Annotated in this window: 22 protein-coding genes; 14 read left to right on the top strand and 8 right to left on the bottom strand. The window is 47.3% G+C overall.

Annotated elements, in window-relative coordinates:
* Window positions 1-24: 24 nt before the first annotated feature.
* The gene (murJ, locus tag L1N97_RS12490) at window positions 25-1,602 is read right to left on the bottom strand and encodes a murein biosynthesis integral membrane protein MurJ (protein WP_236130016.1); all 1,578 of its coding nucleotides are present in this window, start codon (window positions 1,600-1,602) and stop codon (window positions 25-27) included.
* Between the two features lie 176 nt (window positions 1,603-1,778).
* On the opposite strand from murJ, the gene rpsT reads away from it, so the two are divergent.
* Complete coding sequence (rpsT, locus tag L1N97_RS12485; RefSeq protein ID WP_226751139.1) at window positions 1,779-2,048, top strand: 30S ribosomal protein S20; 270 nt, start codon at window positions 1,779-1,781, stop codon at window positions 2,046-2,048.
* A gap of 97 nt (window positions 2,049-2,145) precedes the next feature.
* Here rpsT and L1N97_RS12480 read toward each other — a convergent pair whose 3' ends face one another.
* On the bottom strand, window positions 2,146-2,442 hold the full coding sequence (locus L1N97_RS12480) for an ArsR/SmtB family transcription factor (RefSeq protein ID WP_226751138.1): 297 nt from the start codon (window positions 2,440-2,442) through the stop codon (window positions 2,146-2,148).
* Window positions 2,443-2,508: 66 nt separating this feature from the next.
* Window positions 2,509-2,925 carry a response regulator gene (locus L1N97_RS12475; protein WP_236130015.1) on the bottom strand — a complete coding sequence of 139 codons (417 nt, stop codon included), beginning with the start codon at window positions 2,923-2,925 and terminating at the stop codon, window positions 2,509-2,511.
* Between the two features lie 125 nt (window positions 2,926-3,050).
* Here L1N97_RS12475 and L1N97_RS12470 point away from each other — a divergent pair, with 125 nt between their 5' ends.
* The 3 genes from L1N97_RS12470 to smrA all read left to right on the top strand — a co-directional run bounded on the left by L1N97_RS12470 (window position 3,051) and on the right by smrA (window position 5,498).
* On the top strand, window positions 3,051-4,379 hold the full coding sequence (locus L1N97_RS12470; RefSeq protein ID WP_236130014.1) for a M20/M25/M40 family metallo-hydrolase: 1,329 nt from the start codon (window positions 3,051-3,053) through the stop codon (window positions 4,377-4,379).
* Window positions 4,380-4,563: 184 nt separating this feature from the next.
* Window positions 4,564-4,857, top strand: a complete 294-nt coding sequence (locus L1N97_RS12465; RefSeq protein ID WP_226751135.1) for a hypothetical protein — start codon at window positions 4,564-4,566, stop codon at window positions 4,855-4,857.
* A 65-nt stretch (window positions 4,858-4,922) separates the two neighbouring features.
* Window positions 4,923-5,498 carry a DNA endonuclease SmrA gene (smrA, locus tag L1N97_RS12460; RefSeq protein ID WP_229586745.1) on the top strand — a complete coding sequence of 192 codons (576 nt, stop codon included), beginning with the start codon at window positions 4,923-4,925 and terminating at the stop codon, window positions 5,496-5,498.
* A gap of 299 nt (window positions 5,499-5,797) precedes the next feature.
* On the opposite strand, the gene L1N97_RS12455 is transcribed toward smrA, so the two are convergent.
* Window positions 5,798-6,718 carry a 2-hydroxyacid dehydrogenase gene (locus tag L1N97_RS12455; protein WP_229586737.1) on the bottom strand — a complete coding sequence of 307 codons (921 nt, stop codon included), beginning with the start codon at window positions 6,716-6,718 and terminating at the stop codon, window positions 5,798-5,800.
* A gap of 231 nt (window positions 6,719-6,949) precedes the next feature.
* Between L1N97_RS12455 and L1N97_RS12450 the strand changes: the two genes are divergently transcribed.
* From L1N97_RS12450 to L1N97_RS12430, 5 genes are all read left to right on the top strand, one after another.
* On the top strand, window positions 6,950-8,656 hold the full coding sequence (locus L1N97_RS12450; RefSeq protein ID WP_229586734.1) for a lysophospholipid acyltransferase family protein: 1,707 nt from the start codon (window positions 6,950-6,952) through the stop codon (window positions 8,654-8,656).
* Between the two features lie 116 nt (window positions 8,657-8,772).
* On the top strand, window positions 8,773-10,521 hold the full coding sequence (locus tag L1N97_RS12445) for a DUF3300 domain-containing protein (RefSeq protein ID WP_236130013.1): 1,749 nt from the start codon (window positions 8,773-8,775) through the stop codon (window positions 10,519-10,521).
* A 134-nt stretch (window positions 10,522-10,655) separates the two neighbouring features.
* Window positions 10,656-11,351 carry an OmpW/AlkL family protein gene (locus L1N97_RS12440; protein WP_236130012.1) on the top strand — a complete coding sequence of 232 codons (696 nt, stop codon included), beginning with the start codon at window positions 10,656-10,658 and terminating at the stop codon, window positions 11,349-11,351.
* A 147-nt stretch (window positions 11,352-11,498) separates the two neighbouring features.
* A complete protein-coding gene (locus L1N97_RS12435) occupies window positions 11,499-13,343 on the top strand; it encodes a bifunctional acetyl-CoA hydrolase/transferase family protein/GNAT family N-acetyltransferase (protein ID WP_236130011.1) in 1,845 nt (614 codons plus the stop codon).
* Complete coding sequence (locus L1N97_RS12430; RefSeq protein WP_229586711.1) at window positions 13,343-14,260, top strand: histone deacetylase family protein; 918 nt, start codon at window positions 13,343-13,345, stop codon at window positions 14,258-14,260. The genes L1N97_RS12435 and L1N97_RS12430 overlap by 1 nt, the downstream gene beginning before the upstream one ends.
* 223 nt (window positions 14,261-14,483) lie before the next feature.
* On the opposite strand, the gene purL is transcribed toward L1N97_RS12430, so the two are convergent.
* On the bottom strand, window positions 14,484-18,374 hold the full coding sequence (gene purL, locus L1N97_RS12425) for a phosphoribosylformylglycinamidine synthase (RefSeq protein ID WP_236130010.1): 3,891 nt from the start codon (window positions 18,372-18,374) through the stop codon (window positions 14,484-14,486).
* A 163-nt stretch (window positions 18,375-18,537) separates the two neighbouring features.
* Here purL and mltF point away from each other — a divergent pair, with 163 nt between their 5' ends.
* Window positions 18,538-19,974 (top strand): membrane-bound lytic murein transglycosylase MltF, encoded by a 1,437-nt coding sequence (gene mltF, locus L1N97_RS12420; protein WP_229586707.1) that lies wholly within the window; start codon window positions 18,538-18,540, stop codon window positions 19,972-19,974.
* 172 nt (window positions 19,975-20,146) lie between these two features.
* Here the strand turns inward: mltF and tadA are convergent, their stop codons facing one another.
* Window positions 20,147-20,680 (bottom strand): tRNA adenosine(34) deaminase TadA, encoded by a 534-nt coding sequence (gene tadA / locus L1N97_RS12415; protein ID WP_226751125.1) that lies wholly within the window; start codon window positions 20,678-20,680, stop codon window positions 20,147-20,149.
* Between the two features lie 242 nt (window positions 20,681-20,922).
* Between tadA and L1N97_RS12410 the strand changes: the two genes are divergently transcribed.
* The 3 genes from L1N97_RS12410 to L1N97_RS12400 all read left to right on the top strand — a co-directional run bounded on the left by L1N97_RS12410 (window position 20,923) and on the right by L1N97_RS12400 (window position 21,868).
* The gene (locus L1N97_RS12410) at window positions 20,923-21,147 is read left to right on the top strand and encodes a hypothetical protein (RefSeq protein ID WP_229586696.1); all 225 of its coding nucleotides are present in this window, start codon (window positions 20,923-20,925) and stop codon (window positions 21,145-21,147) included.
* Between the two features lie 11 nt (window positions 21,148-21,158).
* Window positions 21,159-21,371: a hypothetical protein gene (locus L1N97_RS12405; protein WP_226751123.1), complete on the top strand. Its 213-nt coding sequence runs from the start codon at window positions 21,159-21,161 to the stop codon at window positions 21,369-21,371.
* A gap of 275 nt (window positions 21,372-21,646) precedes the next feature.
* A complete protein-coding gene (locus L1N97_RS12400; protein WP_236130009.1) occupies window positions 21,647-21,868 on the top strand; it encodes a hypothetical protein in 222 nt (73 codons plus the stop codon).
* A gap of 303 nt (window positions 21,869-22,171) precedes the next feature.
* Here the strand turns inward: L1N97_RS12400 and L1N97_RS12395 are convergent, their stop codons facing one another.
* Window positions 22,172-23,050, bottom strand: coding sequence for a LysR family transcriptional regulator (locus L1N97_RS12395; RefSeq protein WP_236130008.1), 879 nt, complete (start codon window positions 23,048-23,050; stop codon window positions 22,172-22,174).
* Window positions 23,051-23,139: 89 nt separating this feature from the next.
* On the opposite strand from L1N97_RS12395, the gene L1N97_RS12390 reads away from it, so the two are divergent.
* A complete protein-coding gene (locus L1N97_RS12390) occupies window positions 23,140-23,643 on the top strand; it encodes a lactoylglutathione lyase family protein (RefSeq protein ID WP_236130007.1) in 504 nt (167 codons plus the stop codon).
* A gap of 85 nt (window positions 23,644-23,728) precedes the next feature.
* On the opposite strand, the gene yghX is transcribed toward L1N97_RS12390, so the two are convergent.
* The gene (gene yghX, locus L1N97_RS12385; protein ID WP_236130006.1) at window positions 23,729-24,619 is read right to left on the bottom strand and encodes a YghX family hydrolase; all 891 of its coding nucleotides are present in this window, start codon (window positions 24,617-24,619) and stop codon (window positions 23,729-23,731) included.
* Window positions 24,620-24,824: the final 205 nt, after the last annotated feature.

Here is a 24,824-nt window from a genome sequence, read left to right as displayed (position 1 = left end):
TGTCAACTGACGATTATAACCCGATCACCGTTGGCTTTCAGCAACAGTTTTTGCTTTAAAATCAGCCAAACGCACCCCAAACAGGAACAGCAAGGCAAAGTACGCTATTACAGCCAACAGACACAAACTGGATAATTGCACAATTTGCGACGTTAAAGGCAACTCCACCCAGACACTTAAGCTTGGGCTAACGACATAGAGCGCTGAGGCCATCAATACACTGGCCAAAACAAATTTAGCCAGCATCACAATACTAAAACGGCTTAATTGATACACCCCAGCGAGCTTTAAACCTCGATACAATAAAAATGCATTTAAACTTGCCGACATCGCCGTAGCTAAAGCCAAGCCGACATAACTTAAAAAGGGGGCCAACATCAGATTAAACACCATATTGGCCACCATAGCGATAATACCAATTCGCACCGGCGTTTTAATGTCTTGCCGCGCATAATAGCCAGGCGCTAACACCTTGATCAGCATATAACTTAACAAGCCACAGCAATAGGCCAATAAGCTGTACGACACCATTAACACATCTTGCTGGGTAAATTCACCGCGCATAAACAGCACCGTGATAATCGGTTGTGCCAGCACCATTAACGCCAGCATCGCCGGTAAACCAAACATCGCCACAAAGCGCACTGACCAATCCAGCGTGTGAGCAAAGCGCGCAGTATCTGCCGTGGCATGATGCCGCGATAAGTTCGGCAGGATCACCGTGGCAATGGCAATTCCGAATAAGCCCAGTGGAAATTCAATTAACCGATCCGAGTAATATAACCAGCTTACGGCCCCGGTTAGTAAAAACGAGGCAATCACGGTATCGAGCAGCAGATTGATTTGGCTTACAGAAACACCAAACAGCGCTGGTAGCATCAAAGTACGGATCTTTGTCACGTTTTCATCTTGCCAATGCCATCTTGGCAGCACCAGCAAACCGGCTTTAGCTAAAAACGGTAATTGAAATAATAACTGTACAATACCGCCAATAAACACGCCCCAAGCCAATGCCATGGCGGGTTCATCCAACTCAGGGGCCAGATACAGCGCCGAGCCTATAATCGCAATATTTAAGAAAACGGGCGTAAAGGCCGCTACCGCAAAACGGTTATAAGTATTTAACACCGCGCCCGATAACGCGACTAAAGAAATAAACCAAAGATAAGGAAAGGTAATTTTTAACATCACACTGGCCATTTCAAACTTGTGCGCGTCAGGCCCGTCATTCAGCCATTCGATAAACCAGCCCATACCAAACAGCAAAGCAATCAACGGCGAGCCGACCACCCCCACCAGCGTCACTAGAGTGACAATAACACCCAGCGTTCCGGCCACCTTGGCCACTAATTCTCGAACCGCATCATCACCATGTTTAGCTTTAACTTCACTTAACACCGGCACAAAGGCTTGAGAAAAAGCGCCCTCGGCAAAGAGTCGACGTAAAAAGTTCGGAATACGGTTAGCAAAGAAAAACACGTCAGCAGCAGCACCCGCACCAACAAAATTGGCAACCACCACATCCCGCACCAGGCCTAACACTCTTGAAATCAACGTCATAAAGCTGACAATCAGCCCTGACTTTAGTAATTTTCCTGACACAGGAGACTCCTTTATTTGCTGCGGCGCTATTTTCACCTGTTACTGAGATCAATTACCAGTGCTCACTGCAATTTAATTACGGGCCTTTTCGTTTAAAGCATTTGACAATGGGCCAGTAAATAGGCATATTATGCGGCCTTTAAAGAGTCCGGTTTTAAGTTTTTAGGAGTGTTACCTTGGCTAACATCAAGTCTGCTAAGAAGCGCGCAATACAATCAGAAAAACGTCGTCAGCAAAACGCCAGTCAACGTTCTATGATGCGTACTTTCATCAAGAAAACCTACGCAGCAGTATTAACTGCTGACGCAGTAGCTTCTCAGGAAGCGTTCAACAAGATGGTCCCTGTTATTGATCGTATGGCAGCCAAAGGTCTGATCCATAAGAACAAAGCAGCTCGTCATAAGTCTCGCTTAAACGCCCATGTAAAAGCGTTAAAAGCAGCCTAATTGGCGATGTAAAACAAAAAACCAGCTTCGGCTGGTTTTTTTGTATGTTCATTTCGGCCACACAAAGCCGCCGACAATCAGTGCACAGCGCGACAAATTACTCAGCGCAATACAGTTTGTGTAATAGTGCAATGACCTCGGTTACTTCATCGCTAGAGATGCGATAAAACACCGTTTGCGATTCTTTACGCGTTTTCACCAATTTATTTTTGCGCAATAACGCGAGATGCTGTGAAAGTGCAGATTGGCTTAAATCCAACTTGCTGTTTAATTCACCTACCGACAGCTCGCCTTGCAACAAATGGCATAAAATAATTAAACGGCGCTCATTCGACACCGCTTTCAGTAACTTCACTGCTTCCGCTGAATTTTTCAGCATATCTTCTAAATTCATGTTTTGCACCGCTCATTAAACTAATACTAGCCTGATCTCATTATGACAAAATAATGCTGGTCGAGATCAGACACTACACGACAATAAGGGTTGAACCAGACTTGAGATTCTTTCTGCAGTAAAAGGTTTCACTACAAAAGCTTTTGCTCCGCCTGCTACAGCTGCTTTCAAGTTATCGACACTGGAATAAGCCGAGATCATAAATATATGTGATTGCTGGTCAACACACCTGAAACGTTGCAACAATACCTTACCGTTTATGTCTGGTAGCTGAATATCCAAAAAAACTAATTGTGGTTGATGCTGCATAAACAAGGCTTCGCCTTTAGCGCCGTCGGCTGCCTCTAGCACCTTAGTCACACCAAGTTGCTGCAAGATACTTTTAAGGTAAGCACGCACAGCCACCGTATCATCAACAACAAGCGCCGTTAACTGTTGGGTTACAAGAGTGGGGTTATAGCAGGTTTGAATAAATGCTTGCATCCTTGCAGCGTCTCCATTTTTCGGCTGGTCGAGCAAAAACTGACGTCCAGCGAGTTACATAGGTTTCATCCGTAAAACATGATAACGTTTCCACATCAGTCAAAACCAAACAGCGGGAACAAACCATGAAAGTGTGGATAACAACAATACTAGCAGCTTTTAGCCTAAATGTGCATGCACAAAATGTAACTATTGATAAAGATTTAGCTTACAAATTAGTTGAATCGTTAACGGTGGAAGTGGGCCCGCGCTTAGCCGGCAGTGAAGCCGATATGCGCTCGGTGCTGTGGGCAGAGCAAAAATTTACCGAACTGGGTTTTGATAAAGTCTGGCGCGAACCCTTTGATATGCTGTACTGGGAGCGTGGGCAAGCTAGCTTAAAAGTGGCAGCTCCTTTTCATCAATCTTTAGTGGTCACCGCTTTAGGTGGTTCAGTCGGTACCCCGTTTGATGGCATCAACAGCCAAGTTGTCATGTTTAATACCTTAGAAGAGCTTAAAAAAGCGGACGCCTCTAAAGTGAAAGATCGTATTGTTTTTATTAATCATGCCTTAGAGAAAGATATTCGCGGTGGTTTTTACGGCCAAGTCGTGGGGGCACGCGCCACGGGTGCAGTTGAAGCGGCAAAACTTGGTGCAAAAGCCTTAGTGATCCGCTCAGTCGGTAGCAGCAATAACCGTTTTGCCCACACCGGTCAAATGCGTTACGAAGAAGGCATTGAACGTATTCCTGCGGCAGCCATTTCCGTACCCGATGCGCAGCAATTGAGCAAGATGCTGACGATTAACCCAGAACTGACGCTAAACATGCAAATGAGTAATAATCTCCCAGGTACTGTGACCAGCCACAATGTGATTGCCGAGATCAAGGGTAGCAAACGCCCCGATGAAATCGTGCTAATCAGTGCACACTTAGATTCTTGGGATGAAGGTACTGGCGCATTAGATGATGGCGCCGGTGTGGGTATCGTGATGGCAACAGCCGCTTTATTAAAGCAAGAGAAACCTGAGCGTACCATTCGTGTGGTGTTATTTGGTAATGAGGAAGGCGGTTTAATTGGCGCCCGCGCTTATGCCGCTAAACACCATCAGCAATTACACACCCATGTGTTTGCTTCAGAATCAGACTTTGGCGCAGGTCGTATTTGGCGCTTTGACACCGGTATGGGTGAACAAGCATTAGCCTTTGCCCGTGAACTGCAAAAAAAGTTAGCACCGCTGGGTATCGCTATGGGGCCGAACACCGCGTCAGGGGGGCCAGATGTGTCGATGTTAAAAGCACAAGGCGTACCCGTTGCTAGCCTGATGCAGGATGGTACGGATTACTTTGATTATCACCATACCCCAAATGATACACTGGATAAAATTGATCCTACTGCATTGCGGCAAAACCTCGAAGCATGGTTAATTATGACGCGTGAAATTGCCAATAGTCAGGTTAATTTACGTCAGTAATTCGTGACATCAGCGCCGCTCGCTGCGGCGCTATTCCTTTTATACTCGCGTTATCGCCTTTGGCAAATCCAGCAAAAAATCCATTACATAAACTAATCTGAAAAATGTAATTTATCTTAGTTGAGTAATCGCTCGACTCTGCTCATAATGCGCGCCATTGCGCACACTATGCCGGAGCATTAACATGGAAAACCTGTTCTACGACATTATCAGCTGGATTGGCCTAACAATTTGTATCGGCGCTTTTTTTATTAAAGATGTGTTCTGGCTTCGATTAGCTACATTAATCGGTTGCAGCTTATTGTTTGTGTATTACAGCCACATCGCCATTCCGCAAGGGGTGATTTCCAACCTATTAGTTTTATTGATCAATGCTTATTACCTGCTGCGTTTTGCTGCTGCCCGTAAAAAAGCCCAAGCCGCCGCAGCAACCGCCAATGATCTGGCGAATATTGAGTTACAAGCGCAAACAAAATAAGCGGCTTTTTTCCAGCAGCCTGACAGGCTATACTCGGCCCTTAGCAGTAAGCATCGGAGTCAGGCATGTCACAAGACGAATTTGAGCTGTTTCTGAGCGAAATGGCCGATGTTAAACCCCTACCGCAAGATGCGGTACTTCAACAAAATGGCGAATTCAGTCCTACCTTAGCGCAGCAGGCCAGACGCAAAGCCGCTGAACAAGAGATGGAGTACGATCCGCACTATTTGAGCATGGAATACGTTGATTTAGTTAAGCCCGACGACGTATTTGCCTATTGTAAAGATGGCGTACAACAAGGTGTGTATCGCAATCTGCGCTTAGGCAAGTATCAATTAGATGCTACGCTTAACCTGCTTGGTAAAAGCTTGCAAGAAGCCCGTAGTCAGTTACTGCAATTTATTACCGACTGCCATAAACGTGGCGTCAGAACTTTATTGATCCAGCATGGTATGGGCCGAAACAGTAAGCCACACCCTGCTATTTTGCGCAGCTATGTTTTTAAGTGGTTACCCAGTTTTACCCCCGTATTAGCCGCTCATACCGCGCAGCGCCAGCATGGGGGTTACAGTGCTACCTATGTGTTATTGCAAAAAAATGCGGAGCAAAAGCGCGAGAACCGTGAACGGCATACTAAATAGCGACGCGTCGAATTGATAAGATCATCAGGTATAAAAAAACAGGGCTGGATAACCAGCCCTGTTTTTTTTAGATCAACCAACTGAATGCTTCAGCTTTGGTAAAAAACGCTGTCAACGCCATAAGGACCACGGCAATAGCGAGTGTGGTAAAGCCAAAACCACGATTGGACGCTTTACTCATAATAAACCTCAAATTACTTTTTCTTATTCTCTATTTTTACTAAGTACTGCAAAATCTCTTTAGCAGAATCAGTCTAATAAAGATAATACTACTATTCAAGTCATTATTATCAATAGGGTTAATAGCCTTGTTGTAAATCGACTTCATTGACTAACGGTTGCCCCTGACAACTGCGTTGGTAGTTTTCCGCAATTTGCGCCACCACGGTCTCCACTTTAGTCACCGCAGAAATATGCGGTGTAATCATAATGGCAGGATGCCGCCAAAACGCATGCTCCGCTACAAGGGGTTCTTGACGGAACACATCTAAACAGGCGGCCGCTAGTTGCCCACTGTCTAACGCGGCGAGCAGCGCCTGCTCATCGACGATGGCGCCTCGCGCCACATTAATCAGAATGGCACCAGGCTTGATCATGGCAAAAAAGTCAGCATTTAACAGGTTTTCAGTTTGTGCAGTTAAAGGCAATAAACAGATCAGCAAATCCGCTGAGCCGACGGCAGCAGCCAATTGCTCGGTACCCGCAAAACAATGAACACCAGCTAATTGTTGTGGGCGGCGCGACCAACCGTTCACTTGATAACCTTGAGCTTTAAAATGCAATGCCGTGGCCGTACCCAGTTCACCTAAGCCAAGTACACACAATGTGCTTAAACGCCGCGGACTTTTCGGTCGCCACAAGGCTTGTTGCTGTTGTTGCTGAAACAGATCGAGCCTTAAACGGTAATACGCTTCAATGCCCGCCAGATAACTGAGCATGGCCTCGGTTAACGCCGGATCGACAATCCGAGCCAAAGGTAAACGCGGTAAGCTGGCATCACTGAGGATCCCATCAACACCGGCACCAAAACTTTGTAAAGCTTTAAGATTCGGCAAGCTGGCCACCGAGCCTGCGGGTTGCTTCCATACCACGGCAAACGTCACGTGTTCTGGCTGTGCGATATCGGGCCAAATTTCAATTGGCGTTGTGGGTAAGGCTTGCTGCAAACGTTGCTGTAAATCATCTAGTTTTCTATCGGGAATAATCAGCGCAATACTCAAAACAACCCCTATAATGCTACTTGTTATTAATGTTTTATCTTAGCATAGCACTGTTAAATGGGTCGCTAAGATAGCGCTTAAATATCCCCATTCACTGCGAAAACAGCTACAGCATTTCATGTGTTTACTGTGTCAAAACTGCCACAAAACTGCCACTTATTTGTCATCTGCGATGAGTAGTCTACAAGGATTCGTCTAGATCGCCAGTCTATCTTGCCTTGGGAATAAACCATGCTTAACGTAGAGCAACTATTAGAACAGCACTTCATGTCCAATCAGCCAAAGCCCTGGTGGTATCGCCCCGGCAAAATGCTCCTCAGCTATTTATTGCACGAGCAGGAATTCCAAGCTTTTGCCGCTCGCTATCCACATTTACAAGGCATGGAGTTTGTTGAGCAAGTATTAGAATACTTTCAGTTTAGCTATAGCGTGCGTGATGATGAGCTAGATCATATCCCTTCGACCGGCCCAGTGTTGCTGATTGCTAATCACCCAATAGGATCGTTAGACGGTTTAGCCCTGTTAAAACTGGTCAGTGGGTTGCGCCCAGATCTGAAAATCATGGCCAATCAACTGCTGATGAGCTTAGCGCCAATGCAAAACTTATTGTTGCCCGTTAATAACCTTAACGGAGGTACAGAACGGCACAAGCTTGAGGCGATTCAACAGCATCTAGCCGCAGCTGGGGCCTTGATAATATTCCCCGCTGGCGAAGTATCACGCTTACGCCCGCAAGGTGTTCGCGATGGTAAATGGCACAGTGGCTTTTTACGCTTAGCCAGCCAGGCTAATGCACCAATAGTCCCACTGCATCTGACCGCACGAAATTCATGGGTTTTTTATGCTGCCTCAGCTTTATACAAACCCCTAGCCAGCATGTTACTGGTAAGAGAGATGTTTAAACAAAAAGGGAGAACCATGGCGGTTCGTATTGGCGAACAAATCCCCTGTAACAGCTTTAGCCAGTTATCATTGCCGGTCCCAGTAAAAGTAAAACTGTTCAAAAAGCAGCTATACCGGCTTGCTACCGATCGCCCCTCACTTTTCATCACGCAAACCGCAATAGCGCGGCCTGAACCAAGAGCGGTATTAAAAAAAGCAATGAGTCAGTGCCAACGGTTGGGTGAAACCCGTGATGGGAAATTAATTTACTTATATCAACATCAACAAAGCTCGCCCATCATGCGGGAAATAGGACGCTTAAGAGAGCTAGCTTTTCGAGCCGTCGGGGAAGGCACCGGGCAACGCCGAGATATTGATCGCTTTGACAGCCACTATGCTCATTTACTGTTATGGGATAACGAAGATTTAGAAATTGTAGGCGCTTACCGCTTGGCTGATACTAACAAGGTATTAGCAGAACAAGGGCCAACAGGCTTATATACCCAAACCTTATTTCAGTTTTCTCCGTCCATGCAGCCTTACTTAGCTCAGGGTTTAGAGTTAGGTCGAAGTTTTGTGCAACCACGCTATTGGGGTAAGCGCAGCCTAGAATATTTATGGTATGGCATTGGTGCCTATTTAAAACAAAATCCGCAGGTGCGTTATTTATTTGGCGGCGTGAGTTTGTCAAATAGCTATCCCGTACCGGCCAGAGATTTATTAGTGTATTTCTATGGTTTGTATTTTGGGTCGGCTATGCCAAGCGCTGAAGCAAAACGCCCTTACCCATTAGCGGCGCCAACGGTGCAGCAATTAGCCCAACATTTTACAGGTAACGACTATGCTGCAGACTTTAGCCAATTAAAACATTTACTAGCGAATATGAAAGTCAGTGTACCTACGCTTTATAAGCAATACAGTGAGCTTTGCACCCCGGGTGGCACAACGTTTTTAGCTTTTGGCGTTGATCCTGAGTTTGCCAATTGTGTTGATGGCTTAGTGTTAGTCGATTTATCCTTAGTAACAGCAACTAAACGCGCTCGCTATCTAGACTAGTGCCAAGATTGTGTAAAGTTCAGCCAAGATTCAGCCATCCTCCTTTATAACCTGAGTGTATGCTACACCAAAGAGTGTTGTGGGCCAGTTGCCAAACGCAGCACTGAGGAGGAATTATGCAAGTCTATCGAGCTTTGCAATCGGTGTTATTGCTCACCCTGCTATTAGTGAGCACCGGCTGTGCTTCGCAAACGCAAAGTAACAATGCCACTGTGCAAATCAGTGATGCAGAATTTGATCAAATGCTGGCCCCAGTGGCCCTGTATCCCGACAGTGTACTGACGCATGTGCTGATCGCCGCCACCTATCCATTAGAAGTGGTGCAAGCGGCACGTTGGTTAGAACAAAACCCCAACCTTACGGCAGAAATGGCGGTTGAAGCGGCGAGCTTACAAGATTGGGATCCTAGCGTTCAAGCGTTAACGGCCTTTCCTCAATTGCTAAACCGCTTAAATGAAGATCTGCAGTGGACACAGCAACTTGGTGAAGCCTTTTTAACCGACGAAGCAGCCTTATTAGCCAGTATCCAACGTTTACGTGAACGCGCCTATGCGCAAGGTTCACTGCGTAATAGTGAACATGTCATCGTAGAACGTCAGCGTGAGGTGATTGTGATTGAACCGGCGCGGCGCGAAGTGATTTATGTGCCCTACTACGACACCCGCGTTGTCTATGGTAACTGGTGGTGGCCTACCCATCCACCGGTCTATTGGCATGGCCCTGCTGCATACCGTAATCAAGTGAGCTTTTACTGGGGCTCGGGTTTTCGGATCCGGCCATCATTTTATTTCAGCATCTTCGATTGGCAGCATCGCCATGTCGTAGTGCAACATAATTACTATTATCAACCGCCACGCTATTACCCTAAGCGCCAGCATTTCCACCAAGCCCCCCGCTGGCAACATGATCAATACCATCGCCGGGGTGTGTATTATCGTCAACCCCAGATCGTACACCGCAATAACCACTGGCGTGACGAGCGTAAGCATTCGAATCGTCCGAATGTACAGCCTGAACGCAACAGCGGAAGCTTTATCCCTGCCGACAGTCGTTTACGTCAAAGTAATGTAAGACGTGAACAAGAAGCGGCTCGACAAGCGCAGCGCAGCAATGCGTCGACAACCCGACCGAATGAGCGAGAACGCAACACTGGCCGGATTGCTGAGAAGTGGGCAGAGAATGAGCAACGGACCCAACCGATCCCTGCGCCTGTGACCTCTCAGGTCAAAGGCCAGCAAGACAGAGTCGGCTCTGAACGCATACAACCCTTTAATCGCCAAAGCGAACAGCGGATCCAACCGATTGAGCGTGCCACATCTACCGTACAACAGCCGCAATCGATGAGCCGAAATGCACCTGAGCAACGCATCCCGCCCGTTAACCGCGCTGAACAGGAACAACGCATTAAAAGTGTCTTAAGCCGCAACGCGCCAGAACAACGGGTACAGCCGATAACACGCCAAGTGCAAGAACAACGTATGCCATCGGTTAATCGCAATGCGCCAGAGCAACGCGTTCAACCGGTGACGCGTCAAGCGCAAGAGCAACGTATGCAATCGGTTAATCGCAATGCGCCAGAGCAACGCGTACAACCGGTGACGCGTCCAGTGCAAGAACAACGTATGCAATCCGTTAATCGCAATGCACCTGAGCAACGCGTACAACCGGTGACACGTCCAGTGCAAGAACAACGTATGCAATCGGTTAATCGCAATGCGCCAGAGCAGCGTGTTCAACCTGTAACACGTCCAGCGCAAGAACAACGCGCACGGCCCGTGCAAGAACAACGGATCCGGCAGCGCCCAGATACTAATCAGTCTGCCCGAGTGGAGGCCAATTCATCTCGTCAACAACAACTTAACTAGCGGCGGCCTTTTTATTGATTTAAAACAAACTGCCAACCAAAAAGCCTGTCTACCGACAGGCTTTTTTGATCCAGCCCAAAGTATCTGCAGACGAACAGCGCACAATGGCGCCAGTTAATTATCTGGAGAACACCATGAAAGCAATCTTTACCGCAGCAGCCTTAAGTTTAACCCTGTTTAGTGGCACCGCCTTAGCTGATTTTTCTGTCAATGTGGGTGCAATTAGCGTGCAGCCAAAAGATAGCAGCAGCCATCTTGATGTTGTGGAAAGCGTTGCCGGTTTACCTGCAGGCTCTACCGGCGTTAAAGTTAACAACAATACCCAACTTGGCTTAACGTTCGATTATACCTTTGAAAGCAATTGGGCAGTGCAACTGATTGCGGCTACGCCTTTTACACATAAAATCAGCGGTGATGGCGCCTTAGACGGTCTAAACATTGGTAAAACCAAACATTTACCCCCGACGCTATTAGCGCAATACCACTTTGATTTAGGTAGCGATCACATTCAACCCTTTGTTGGTTTAGGGGTAAATTACACTAACTTTTTTAATACCGAAGCCGATCAACAATTAGTGTCAACCTTGGTGGCTTTAGGTGCAGCGAACAGTGGTGATGCGGTAACCATCAAACTGAAAAACTCTTGGGGTTTAGCGGCGCAAGCCGGCGTTAATGTCAAGTTCTCCGAAAACTTAGGGCTGCATCTGATGATCAGTAAAATGGACATCGATACCGATGCGCAAGTTCGAGTACAAGGTAATACCATTCAACAAGTGGATGTCAATATTGATCCCTTTGTTGCGATGATTGGCTTACGCTGGACCTTATAATACTTTCAAGCGCTAAATCTCTCCTGCTGGCGCTTGCCAGCAGGTTTACCAAAGGCTGCAGCCAGCTGCATCCGACCAAAGTTGGGTCTGTTCCCGCTGCACAATCTAGACTACAGTAAGGTCTAGCATTTTCGCTGCGGAGTTCACATGGCGCAAAAAACCATTTCATTGAATTGGCAACAGTTATTAAAATCTGGCAGCCGTATTTTTATTGGCTCGCATGCTGCTGTCCCCACGTTATTAATTGATGACTTAATTGCTAATGCCAAAAGTCTGCACGATATTGAAATTGTGCAATTGGTGACCTTCTCTGACAACCGTTGGGCCTCTCCCGAATTTCAGCATCTGTTCAAAGTAAATACCCTATTTATCGGCGGTCATACTATTCGCCAAGCGGTCGCAGAAGGGCGTGCCGATTATACCCCCTGCTTTATGACAGACATCCCGGCGTTGTTCACGGACGGTATTTTACCTTTAGATGCGGCATTAATTATGGTCAGCCCTGCTGATGAGCACGGTTATCACTCGTTAGGGGTGGCAGTCGATGTCATTTCGGCGGCAGCGAAAGCCGCCAAAATAGTCATCGCGCAAGTTAACCCAGCGATGCCAACAACCTATGGCCAATCCTTTATTCATAAAGATGACATTGATGCGTTCTTCTATGCCGAACAAGCCTTACCGGAAATCGAACCACCCGAATTAGATGCGCGCACCGAGCGGATCGGCCAATATGTATCACTACTGGTCGAAGATGGCGCCACCATTCAAATTGGTGTCGGCAAAATTTGCGCGGCGGTCACACGTTATTTAAGCAATCACAAAGATTTAGGCTTACATACCGAGTTATTAACTGATGGCGCTTTAGATTTGATTAAAAAAGGCGTGATTAATAATCGGCGTAAAACCTTTCACCCGGGCAAAAGCGTCACCAGCTTTTGTATGGGCACAAAAAGGTTATACGACTTTGTCGATAAAAACCCTCATATCGGTTTTTATCCCAGCGAATATGTTAACTCACCGATTAATATTGCCCGCAACGATCGCATGGTATCGATTAACAGCGCGATTGAAGTGGATCTGACCGGTCAGATTGTTTCTGATTCGATTGGCCATATGTTTTACAGTGGCGTCGGTGGGCAGGTCGATTTTAGCCGCGGTGCTTCCATGAGCCAAGGCGGTAAACCAATTATTGCCCTGCCCTCTACCGCGAAAAACGGCACCATTTCGCGCATAGTGCCACATATCAAAGAAGGCGCCGGCGTAGTTACCACCCGTGCGCATGTGCATTATGTGGTCACCGAGTTTGGCGTTGCTTCACTGCGCGGTAAAAGTATTCGTGAGCGCGCGCTTGAGTTAATTCGAGTGGCACACCCAAAGTTTCGGAATCAGTTATTAGCCGAAGTTCGCAAAAATTATTGGGTCCCGCATTATCAATTACAAACACCGGTTGATGTGCCTGAGCTTGGCCCAGTCGGCTTTAAAGAGTTAACCTTTAATGGCGAAAAATTTGATATTCGGCCGCTAAACCCGTCTGATGAACGGCGTTTGCAAGAGTTCTTTTATTCACACACCAAAGAAACGCTGCAAATGCGCTACAACTCTGTGCCAACACAAATGAGCAGAGAAAAATCCTGTACCTTAGTGAGCGTTGATCAATCAAAAGACTTGGCTTTGTGTATTGTGAAACAAAAAGGCTCGGTGGTGGAGATCCAAGCGGTGGGACGTTATTACTTGATCCCAAATGAAAATAGCTGCGAAGTGGCCTTCGTGACTCGCGAAGTATTACAAGGCCGCGGTATGGCTAAACGCTTATTGGCCGAGATGATCAATATTGCAACCAGCCGAGGTCTTAACTCCATGCAGGCTTTTGTTCGTTCTGAAAATAAACCCATGCTAAAAGTGTTTGAAAATGCCGGTTTTATGCGTTTAAAAAGTGACGACCCCACAGAAGCCTATTTAAAATTAACCATCCCCGCAAAAGGAGAAAACTGATGGCTATTACCATTTTTAGTCATCCAAGTTGCTATTACCATGACAACGGCGTCGAACACCCCGAGTGTGGTGAACGGCTGTCGGCCATTAATGATCAAATCATCCGCTCGGGAATGGAATATGTGGTTATGCAGTTTGATGCCACCCCAGCCAGTCGTGAAAGTTTGTATTTAGCCCATGGTAAACATTATGTGGATGAACTCTTTGCCAAAGCGCCGACCGAGGGGCATATTTGGTTAGATCCTGACACCGTGATGAGCCCGAAAAGCCTTGAAGCCGCCATGCATGCCGCAGGAAGTGGTATCAATGCGGTCGACCGTGTTATGGCGGGCAATAATGAACAAGCATTTTGTGCCGTACGTCCACCCGGCCATCATGCCACCCGTGAGCAAGCCATGGGCTTTTGTTTAATTAACAATATTGCGGTTGCCGCTGAACATGCACTCAATCACTATGGTTTATCCCGCATAGCCATTGTCGATTTTGATGTCCACCACGGTAATGGCACCGAAGATATTTTCCAGCACGAACCACGGGTACTGTTTTGCTCCTCTTTTGAACATCCGCTTTATCCATATACCGGGGCGGATACCGAGAATGAGCACATCATCAATTTACCTTTTGCCGGTGGCTGTCGTAGCCAGCAATGGCGCGATCAAGTCTCTGAGCATTGGATACCGGCTATTGATGCGTTCGCGCCACAGCTCATTTTAGTGTCTGCGGGTTTCGATGGTCATGCCGAAGATGAAATGGCGCACTTTATGTTGCGCGAAGACGATTACCAGTGGATCGGCACCGAGTTAAAACAACTGGCGGATAAGCATTGCGAAGGCCGCATTGTCGCCATGCTAGAGGGCGGCTATGCACTTAGCGCCCTCGGCCGCAGTGTGGTGGCTTTTTTAAAAGGGATGATGTAACTAGCAAAACAGCAGCGACACCTAACATTTAGGCCAGTACTGAGCACACTTTGGCTGGAGGCGTCTTTTGCCGGGAAGCTAAAGATAAAGCTACATTGGGTGGGTCTAAGGCTTATAACGTCGCACGGAGTTAGCAACGCCGGGTGCACATATCGTAAAATGTCATCACTTGAAACAAAAACGCCAGCACGTTTTGCTGGCGTTTTTTCCATTTAGCGAAAGGTTAACCTAACCACACTCGCGCATTACGGAACATACGCATCCATGGGCTATCTTCTTGCCAATCATCCGGGTGCCACGAGTTCGCAACGGTACGAAATACCCGCTCTGGGTGCGGCATCATAATACTCACGCGACCATCGGTGGTGGTCAGGGCGGTAATACCGGCAGGTGAACCGTTCGGGTTCGCCGGATATTGCTCTGTTACCTGACCGTAGTTATCGACAAAACGCATCGCCACATTGCCACTTTGATTGGCCGCAGCAAAGGCCGCCGCGCTGGCAAATTCCGCATGGCCTTCACCGTGCGATACCGCAATTGGCATACGTGAACCAGCCATACCGCTAAAGAACAACGACGGGCTTTGCTGCACTTCCACTAAGCTAAAACGTGCTTCAAACCGCTCAGACTTATTACGAACAAAGTGCGGCCAGTGCTCTGCACCGGGGATCAGGCTCTTCAGATTCGACATCATCTGACAACCATTACAGACACCCAAAGCAAACGTTGATTGCCGTTCGAAGAAGGCTTGGAACTGTTCCCGTGCTTGCGCGTTAAACAGAATCGACTTGGCCCAACCTTCACCGGCGCCTAATACGTCACCGTACGAGAAACCGCCACAGGCAGCTAAACCGTTAAAGTCGGCCAACTTCACGCGACCGGCTAAAATATCACTCATGTGAACGTCAACCGCATTAAAGCCGGCACGGTTAAACGCCGCGGCCATTTCTTGTTGCGAGTTCACGCCCTGCTCACGCAGAATGGCGATCTTCGGTGCAGCACCTTTTAAAATAAAAGGCGCGGCAACATCAACGTTAGCATCAAAGCTTAATTTTACATTTAAGCCCGGATCCTGCTGATCGGCTTTTGCCGCCATTTCTTGCTCAGCACCAGCGGGGTTATCGCGCAGCGCTTGCATCTGATAGGTGGTTTCCGCCCAAATGCGGCGTAAGCGGCTACGGCTATCACTAAAGACGGTTTTACCTTGCTGCGTGATCACAAACTCATCGCTGGCACTGACTGCACCTAATAAGTGGCTTAACGGCGCTAAGTTATGCTTTGCTAACACTTGCTGTACATAAGCTACATCCGCGGTTTTCACCTGAATCACCGCACCGAGCTCTTCACTGTATAGTGCAGCAAGCGCATCAGCGCCTAAGCCGCTAATATCTGCTTGCAGACCGGCTTTACCGGCAAAGGCCATCTCGGCCAGCGTAACCAATAAACCACCGTCTGAACGGTCATGATAGGCCAGCAGTTTTTGCTCACGGGTTAATTGCTGCATCGCATGGAAGAAATTCAGCAATAACTCTGGGCTATCTAAATCCGCCGCGGTATCGCCTAATTGCTTATACACTTGCGCTAAACAAGAACCACCTAAACGGTTGGCTCCTTGGCCCAAATCGACTAACAACAAGCTGCTGTCACCCAAATCAGTGCGAAGCTGTGGCGTAACGGTTTTACGAATATCTTCAACGCGAGCAAAAGCGGTAATCACCAACGACAATGGCGCAGTGACGACTTTTTCTTCACCGTCTTGCTGCCAGCGCGTTTTCATCGACATCGAGTCTTTACCGACCGGAATGGTCACATTTAATGCTGGGCATAACTCTTCGCCTACCGCTTTAACCGCGGCGTATAAACCGGCATCTTCACCTGGGTGACCGGCCGCGGCCATCCAGTTTGCTGATAATTTAATCCGGTTTAAATCGCCAATATCAGTGGCCGCGATATTGGTAATGGCTTCTGCTACCGCTAAACGGGCAGAGGCAGCAAAATCAAGCAGTGCCACTGGCGTACGCTCACCCATCGCCATCGCTTCACCGTGATAAGTATCATAGCTTGCTGCGGTAACTGCGCAGTTAGCCACCGGCACTTGCCATGGGCCAACCATCTGATCACGTGCCACCAAGCCGGTTACCGTGCGATCGCCAATGGTCACTAAAAAGGTTTTCTCGGCAATGGTAGGTAAACGCAGTAAACGCTCGGCGGCATCGGCAATAGTAATGGCACTGCGATCGAGCGGTTTGCCAACGGCTTGTAAGCTTTGCACTTCACGGTGCATTTTCGGTGCTTTACCCAGTAACACATTTAACGGCAAGTCGATTGGCGTATTACCAAAATACTGATCGCTTAAGGTTAAATGCTTATCTGCAGTGGCTTCACCGACGACTGCATAAGGTGCGCGCTCGCGCTTACAAATCTCTTCAAACACCGCGAGTTTGTCAGCCGGAATGGCCATCACATAGCGCTCTTGCGACTCATTACACCAAATTTGTAATGGCGACATGCTCAGCTCGTCGTTCGGTACGTTACGTAGCTCAAACTTACCGCCCACACCACCATCGCTCACTAATTCAGGGAATGCATTGGATAAACCACCGGCACCCACATCGTGGATAAAGCAAATAGGGTTATCGGCGCCTAACTGCCAGCAGCGGTCGATCACCTCTTGGCAACGACGTTCAATTTCTGGGTTTTCGCGCTGTACGGAAGCAAAATCTAAATCTTCGTTCGATTGCCCTGAGGTCATTGATGAAGCCGCACTGCCGCCTAAACCAATGTTCATGGCCGGGCCACCTAGCACCACCAGTTTAGAACCAGGTGCTAAATCGCCTTTTTGTACATGATCTTCACGGATATTACCTAAACCACCGGCAATCATTATCGGCTTGTGATAACCACGCACCTCTAAACCATTATGGCTGTGTACTTGCTCTTCATAAGTACGGAAATAACCGTTGATCGCTGGGCGACCAAATTCGTTATTAAAGGCCGCGCCACCCAGTGGCCCTTCCAGCATAATATCGAGTGCACTAACAATACGGTTTGGCTTACCAAAATCGGTTTCCCACGGCTGTTCAAAGCCAGGGATACGCAAGTTAGATACTGAGAAACCCACTAAGCCCGCTTTGGGTTTTGAGCCGACACCGGTAGCACCTTCATCACGAATTTCGCCACCCGAACCCGTTGCCGCGCCTGGGTAAGGAGAGATTGCCGTTGGGTGGTTATGCGTTTCAACCTTCATCAAAATATGGATCGGTTCATGGTGATACTGGTATTCATTACTACCCGCTTGCGGGAAGAAGCGCCCCGCTTCTGAACCGACCATCACTGCCGCGTTATCTTTGTAAGCCGATAACACGAAATCTGGCGAATGCTCGAAAGTGTTCTTAATCATTTTAAACAGCGATTTAGGCTGTGCTACGCCGTCGATAGTCCAATCAGCGTTAAAAATTTTGTGCCGGCAATGCTCTGAGTTAGCCTGAGCAAACATATACAGCTCAATGTCGTTCGGATTGCGGCCTAATTGCTGAAAGTTAGTGACCAGATAGTCAATTTCATCTTCCGCCAGCGCTAAACCCATTTGCTGATTGGCTAGCACTAACGCTTCGCGACCACCGGCTAAAATATCAACTGAACTCAGCTCTGCTGGCGCAGCTTTAGCAAACAATGCTTCTGCCTGCTGCAGCTCAGTAAACACCGTTTCCATCATCCGATCATGCAATAAGGCTTGTACCTGCGTTAACTGCGTTGCAGTTAAGGCCTCAGCTAGGAGATAATACGCCACACCGCGCTCGAGGCGTTTAACCTGCGGTAAGTTACAGTTATGGGCAATATCGGTCGCTTTTGATGACCATGGCGAAATGGTACCCGGCCGCGGCGTCACGAGTAACAACAAACCGGTCGGTTGATGACTGGTGACCGTGGGGCCGTAACTCAATAATTTATCTAATGTGTCCTGTTGCTCTGCACTTAACGGTGCAGCAAGATCAGCAAAATGCATATATTCAGCATAAATTCCGCTTACCGGTAAATTTTGCTGGGCACAAAGATCGAGTAACTTTTGAATTCTGAATTCGGACAGTGCAGGCGCACCACGCAGGATCAACATAGGCTTATTTCCGTTGGTTGAACGACAGTGGAACCTAGGGCGTTTAAACCCTAAAAGGCGGCATATTATAAAGAAAATTCGCGTCGAGGGATATGCGAAAAACCTGACTGACGGCAAGAAGTTTGCTATAACAGCCATTCATCAAAGAGGTTGGACCGCCATTATGCACAAAACGCTGTTATTACTCTGCTGTTGCTTACTGTTTGCTTGCACGCCACCGGCGGTCGAGACAACCGGGCAATTGGCCGACATTTATCAGCGCAACAGCTTGAGAGTGGGTATTTTACATGGCCCGACAAGTTATTATATTGGGGTAGATGGCCCTACTGGGTTTGAATACGAACTGGCCAAAGCACTGGCCGACCGCCTCGGTGTCGAGCTGAGTTTAGCCCCCAGTTTTCACCTGGATGAGTTACTCGATAAACTGGAAACCGGCCAAGTTGACTTTATCGCCGGAGGTCTAACCTTAACGCCCTCACGTACTGAACGCTTTCGTGCCGCACCGCCTTATCGCTGGATCAATGAAGTAGTGGTGTACCGACAAGGAGCAACTTGGCCGCGTGAATTTGCCGATCTAGCCGGGCCGGTTGTGGTGATGAAAGCCAGTAGTCATGCCGAAAGCCTGGCCATTTTACAACAAGAAAACGCTGACTTTCAGTATGTAGAAGATCCCGAATTAGATGCCGATGAATTACTGCAAAAAGTCATCGACGGCAGTATCAACTATACCCTGACCGATTCAAACCAACTGGCGGTCAACCGCCGTTTGTTTCCGCAACTCAGTATTGCCTTTACTCTCAATGAAAATTTGCCGGTGGGTTGGCTACTTCAAAAAGGCCAAGATGACAGCCTATACAGTGTCTTGATCGAATATTTTGGTCACGTTTATCAAAATGGCGACTTAGTGACATTAGAGGATCGTTATTTTGGCCATGTTGAGCTGTTTGATTACGTTGATACCATTAAATTTATTCAGGCTATCGACCACACCTTACCGAAGTTCAAACCACTGTTTCTTCAACATGCCGGTGAATTGGATTGGCGTTTATTGGCAGCGTTAAGCTATCAAGAATCGCACTGGAACCCGAAAGCCCGCAGCCCCACGGGTGTGCGCGGTTTAATGATGCTAACCATGCCCACGGCTCGGCAAATGGGCGTAGATAGTCGGCTCGACCCACAAGATAGCATTGATGGGGGCAGTCGTTATCTGCAACTGTTATTAACGCGAATTCCAGAGCGGATCCCGATGCCAGACCGTTTATGGTTTGCCTTAGCCTCATATAACATTGGCTGGGGTCATGTTGAAGATGCGCGACGTTTAACCCAGAGAGATGGCGCCGATCCGGATAAATGGCTTGAAGTGAAACAGCGCTTACCTTTATTACGCAAAAAGTCGGTGTATCAACATACGCGTTTTGGCTTTGCCCGCGGTGATGAAGCGGTAATGTATGTCGAAAATATTCGTCGCTATTACGACACCCTTGTGGGCGTGGACGAACGGCAGCAACTGGAAGATAGAATGGAACAACAACGTCAAAAACTGGTCGAAGAAACGAATGGATCTGAAGAGTCGTCTGCCTTAGCACCACCCTCTTCATAATAAATTCATACCGGCTGCTTGTAACTGAGCTTACGCAGTCATACTATTAACAAAATCGTAAACACTTTAGGTAACCTTATGCTAAATAAAAAAAGACCGTCGCTAAAACGGCGGCGGCGTTTACTGACCGTCTCGTCAAGTCGGCGACGCCTGAAACGCAGTGTGAAAACCGTTAAGTTAAATCGACGTCGCCGTCATTACCAAACGTCTTTTCAACAATTTCCAACGGCCCCTTCTGCTGTTTAAGCCTCTTTTGCTCAGCGCGACGCCGCTGGAAAAACGTCGATAACATCATCGAACACTCTTCAGCCAACACCCCAGCGGTCACCTCTAATTGATGGTTTAACTTGGGATGACACACCAAATCCATGATCGAGCCGGCCGCTCCCGTCTTATAATCGCTGGCACCAAACACCAGCCGTTTAATACGACTATGCACCAACATACCGGCGCACATGCTGCACGGCTCTAGCGTGACATACAAGGTACACTCTGGTAGCCGATAGTTTTGCAGTAATTGGCCCGCTTGGCGCACGGCTAACATTTCAGCATGTGCCGACGGATCGTGCGAACTGATCATCTGATTCCAGCCTTCAGCAACCACTTGCTGATCTTTCACCAGCACGGCCCCCACCGGTACTTCGCCTGCGGCTTCTGCTCGAGCGGCTAACATTAAGGCGTGGCGCATCCAATCTTCATCAGTCATAAAGTTTTACAAAGTTTTGCTATCGTTGGCGAATTTTACCACTAGACTGAAGTCAGGCTGACCATTATTTTGGGGAATACACTACCCTTGCAAAATAACAAAACATAACACATTGATACTAAACAATTTAAACTTTGGCATTTTGTTTGCAGTATTTTTAGTTTTTTACACAGCCAATGAATCAGTCAACAGATTAGCCTCGTTAACATAAAGCTTAGGCAAACGCATAGGAGAACAAAAAAGTGGATATCGGAGTGGTGGTTATTGTCGTCGTCGCGATTGTCGGTGGCTGCTTTTATGATGCAATGAAAATGCGTTACAAGTATCAACATTTAGCATCAGGCAAAGGTGATAAAGAAATACGTGAAGAGCTACAACATGTTAAAGCTAGGCTTGCCGCTTTAGAAAGTATCGTCACTGATAAGAAATATCAGTTAAGTGAAGAAATTAATCGTTTAAATCGTTAAAGGAGTGACTAATGGGACCTTTTGAAATTGCCGCCATCGCTATCGTCTGTGGCTGTGCCGTTTCCGGCTATAAAACCTATATGGAAGGCAAAGCAAAACATAACAACGAAGATGTTAGCGCGTTACAAAATGAGATTGCTAAACTAAAAAATCGCGTGGCCACCCTCGAAAGCATTGTCACCGAGCCTAGCTATCAGTTAAAAGAAAAAATCAATAAACTCTAGCACCTGCCCCAAAGGTAAAGGTGCATGTTGCCAGTACAAGTTCACTCGCCGATATGATTATCGGCGTTTTTGTTTGAGCTAATATTTTAGCGTTTAAATTTTTAACCAACTCTTAGTCAAAATCACTACATCTGTGTGATTAACTTGTCACAACCTCCAACCTTAAATCATAAGCTATTGAAATAAATTAATTTATTTTCTGGCATAACTTTTGATTGTTATACAAGGAACATGCTGAACCCAGCGGTAAACCACTTAATCAAAAGGAATGACTCATGAACAGAACACTCGCGACCATACTAATTATTGCTATCGGTATTTACTGCTTACCTACATTGCTCGCTATCTTAGCCACGGTATTTGCTGTTGTCGTGGGTGTTATCGCTGCCATTATCGGTATTGGTATTAGCTTAGCCGTCACCGTATTACCCCTGCTGATTTTAGGCTATCTGGTATGGTGGTTAGTGCGTGATAAGCGCCAGCCACAATCGTTCTAAGTAATCCGTTAATTACGATGCCTCTTCAAGGGATAGTCTTAATTGTTAGGCACGCGATAAAAATGCTTTGAACAGCCAAAGCAAAACCTACTCCCTTGATCTCTCCCTCTACAACGCTCCCGTCTCAGGTACGCTTGCCGTACCTGAGACGCCATCTAACGATCGCATCGCTACATCAGGTCTAAAATGCAGAGCTTATTTTTGACTACTAACAGTTGCCCCTGCAATGCCCGAATGAGGCTAAATTAAAGATCTGAGCGCATGATACACGCTGGCGCTTCACATCACGACTTTACATTCACGCTATGGACAGGTTAAACCTGCCTGAGTCGCTTTGATTACCGTATGCACTCTATTCGCCAACGGTTGCTGAGCACGGGTGGCTAAATACAAGGTTTCACTGACTGGCTGCGGCAGGGAGTGAACTTGAATGAGGCTTTGCTGCGCAAACATCTCTACTGCATAGGCCGGTAATACTGTAAAGCCTAACCCCCGACTGACAGGCTCTAAAATCAGAGCAATTTGATTGGAAAAGCCCTGTTTTGCAATAAATGATACGCCTTGAAACTCTGGGTAATTAGCCGAAAGTAACAGCGCCGCATGATGAGCGCCATCGGGATGATCAATAAAACCAAGTTGTTGCAAATGGGACCAGCTAAGATCAGCACAACCTGCCGGAGTGACCAACAATAATGGCTCCGTGGTTAAGGTTTCATAACTGACGTTGCTGAGTGTGGCGGCACAACTCATAATACCGATATCGGTTTCGCCATTGGCGACTGCCTGTTCAATACTGCGATTAGGCGCAAAACGGTAATCAATTATCAGTTGTCGATGCTGCTGTTGTAAGCTCAGTAAATGCGGATACAGCTTTAAGCCCACGCTGCCCGGCGACATCAGTCTCACTTCTCCCTGAAAAGCGGGATCATGCCCCAAGCGCTGCGGCAAACTCGACAAAGCCGCGACCAACTCACGCGCCTCAACATACAGCCGTTCCCCCGCATCCGTTAAGGTAAATTGTTTACCATGGCGATCTAACAGCGTCACGCCAAGCTGTTGTTCTAATTTATGCATATGCTGGCTCACACCCGATTGCGTCATATGCAAGCGTTGTGCGGTTTGGGTAAAGTGCCCTACTTCAACTAGGGTACAAAAACTGCGTAACCATTGCGGATTAATCATTACGTTTTATACTTATTTTAATTAAAAATGATAATTTCAAATAATTATAGCGCCTTTATATACTGTGATCACTGTTAAAAAGGAGCTAAATGATGAGCAATACTTATCCAAGAAATTTTTCACATATCGGTATTTCAGTGCCTGATCTGGAAGCGGCAGTAAAGTTTTACACTGAAGTACTCGGCTGGTATCTGATTATGACGCCCACTGAGATCACAGAAGACACGAGTGCCATTGGTGAAATGTGTACTGACGTGTTTGGTGCCGGCTGGGGCAGTTTTCGCATCGCCCATTTATCCACCGGCGATCGCATTGGCGTAGAGTTATTTCAATTCACCAATCAGCAAAACCCGGAAAACAACTTTGAATACTGGAAAACCGGTATTTTCCATTTTTGTGTGCAAGATCCAAACGTTGAAGAATTGGCAGAACGTATTGTTGCAGCTGGGGGTAAAAAGCGCATGCCGAAGCCACGTTATTACTATCCGGGCGAAAAGCCGTATCGCATGATCTATATGGAAGACCCGTTTGGGAATATTTTAGAAATTTATAGCCACAGCTATGAATTAATCTACAGTGCCGGCGCTTACTAAACTCACAGCGCTAACATAAAACAATATAAAAACGCGATTAGCCAGGATGCCAATCGCGTTTTTTATTGCCAGTATTTTGACCGAACTAATCAGCTAAATAGCGGTTAAACCAGCCTAGGGTGCGCTGCCACGCTAAATTAGCAGCGGCTTCGTCATAACGTGGTGTTGAGTCGTTATGAAAACCATGGTTTGTGCCAGGGTAAAAATGCCCTTCATAGATTTTGCCCGCGGCTTTTAATGCGGCTTCATAGGCCGGCCAGGTTTCATTAATCCGTGGATCGGTTTCAGCAAAGTGTAGCTGCAACGGCGCTTGAATAGCAGGCACATCTTCTGGGCGTGCTTGCCGCCCATAAAATGGCACCGCCGCCGCTAATTCTGGGTAAGCCACTGCAGCAGCATTTGAGACACCTCCACCGTAACAAAAACCGGTGATACCAATTTTATTGGTCGTGAGTGCGCTGTCACGCAAAAACTCAATACCGGCAAAGAAGTCATTCATCAGCTTTTCTGGATCAACTTGGCGCTGTAACTCGCGTCCCACTTCATCGTTTCCCGGATAACCGCCCACCGAGCTTAAACCATCTGGCGCCAGCGCGACAAAACCCGCCTTGGCTAAGCGCCTTGCCACATCCTCAATGTAAGGGTTTAAACCGCGGTTTTCATGTACCACTAAAACGCCGCCTACTGGTTTACTATGATTTGCAGGCACCACCATATAACCGCGCACTGAGCCGTGGCCGTTAGGTGATGGGTAAGTAATGTAGCTGCCTTTAATTTCTGGATCGTTAAAGGAGATTTGCTCGGCCAGCGCATAATTAGGCGTGAGTGCCGATAAAATGCTTAAGGCTGTCATACCGCCAATAGCATATTTGGTGGCTTTTTCTAGAAAATCACGCCGGGTTAATTGGCCATGCACATAAAAATCATACAGTTCTAGCAATTCGGGGCTGAAATCGGCCGCGGTTAAACGAGGCATAAGGCTCTCCTGTAGATAAAGGTTATTCTTATTTGCAGTGTTACCTCAGGGCAACAGCTCGCGACAGGCTACTGCAATGTACCTTTGAGCACAGTGCGACATCAGCCGAAGCTTTCAATGATAAGTTACGCTTTAGCTTAGCAGTTAGTTTGCTTAGCTCAGGGGGGATTTAACGCAAGGAAGTCCTTGTTCAACGCATAAAAAA

The organism is Rheinheimera sp. UJ63, from assembly GCF_021568285.1.
Taxonomy (GTDB): Bacteria; Pseudomonadota; Gammaproteobacteria; order Enterobacterales; family Alteromonadaceae; genus Alishewanella; species Alishewanella maricola.
This window is presented reverse-complemented; position numbering and strand designations above follow the sequence as displayed.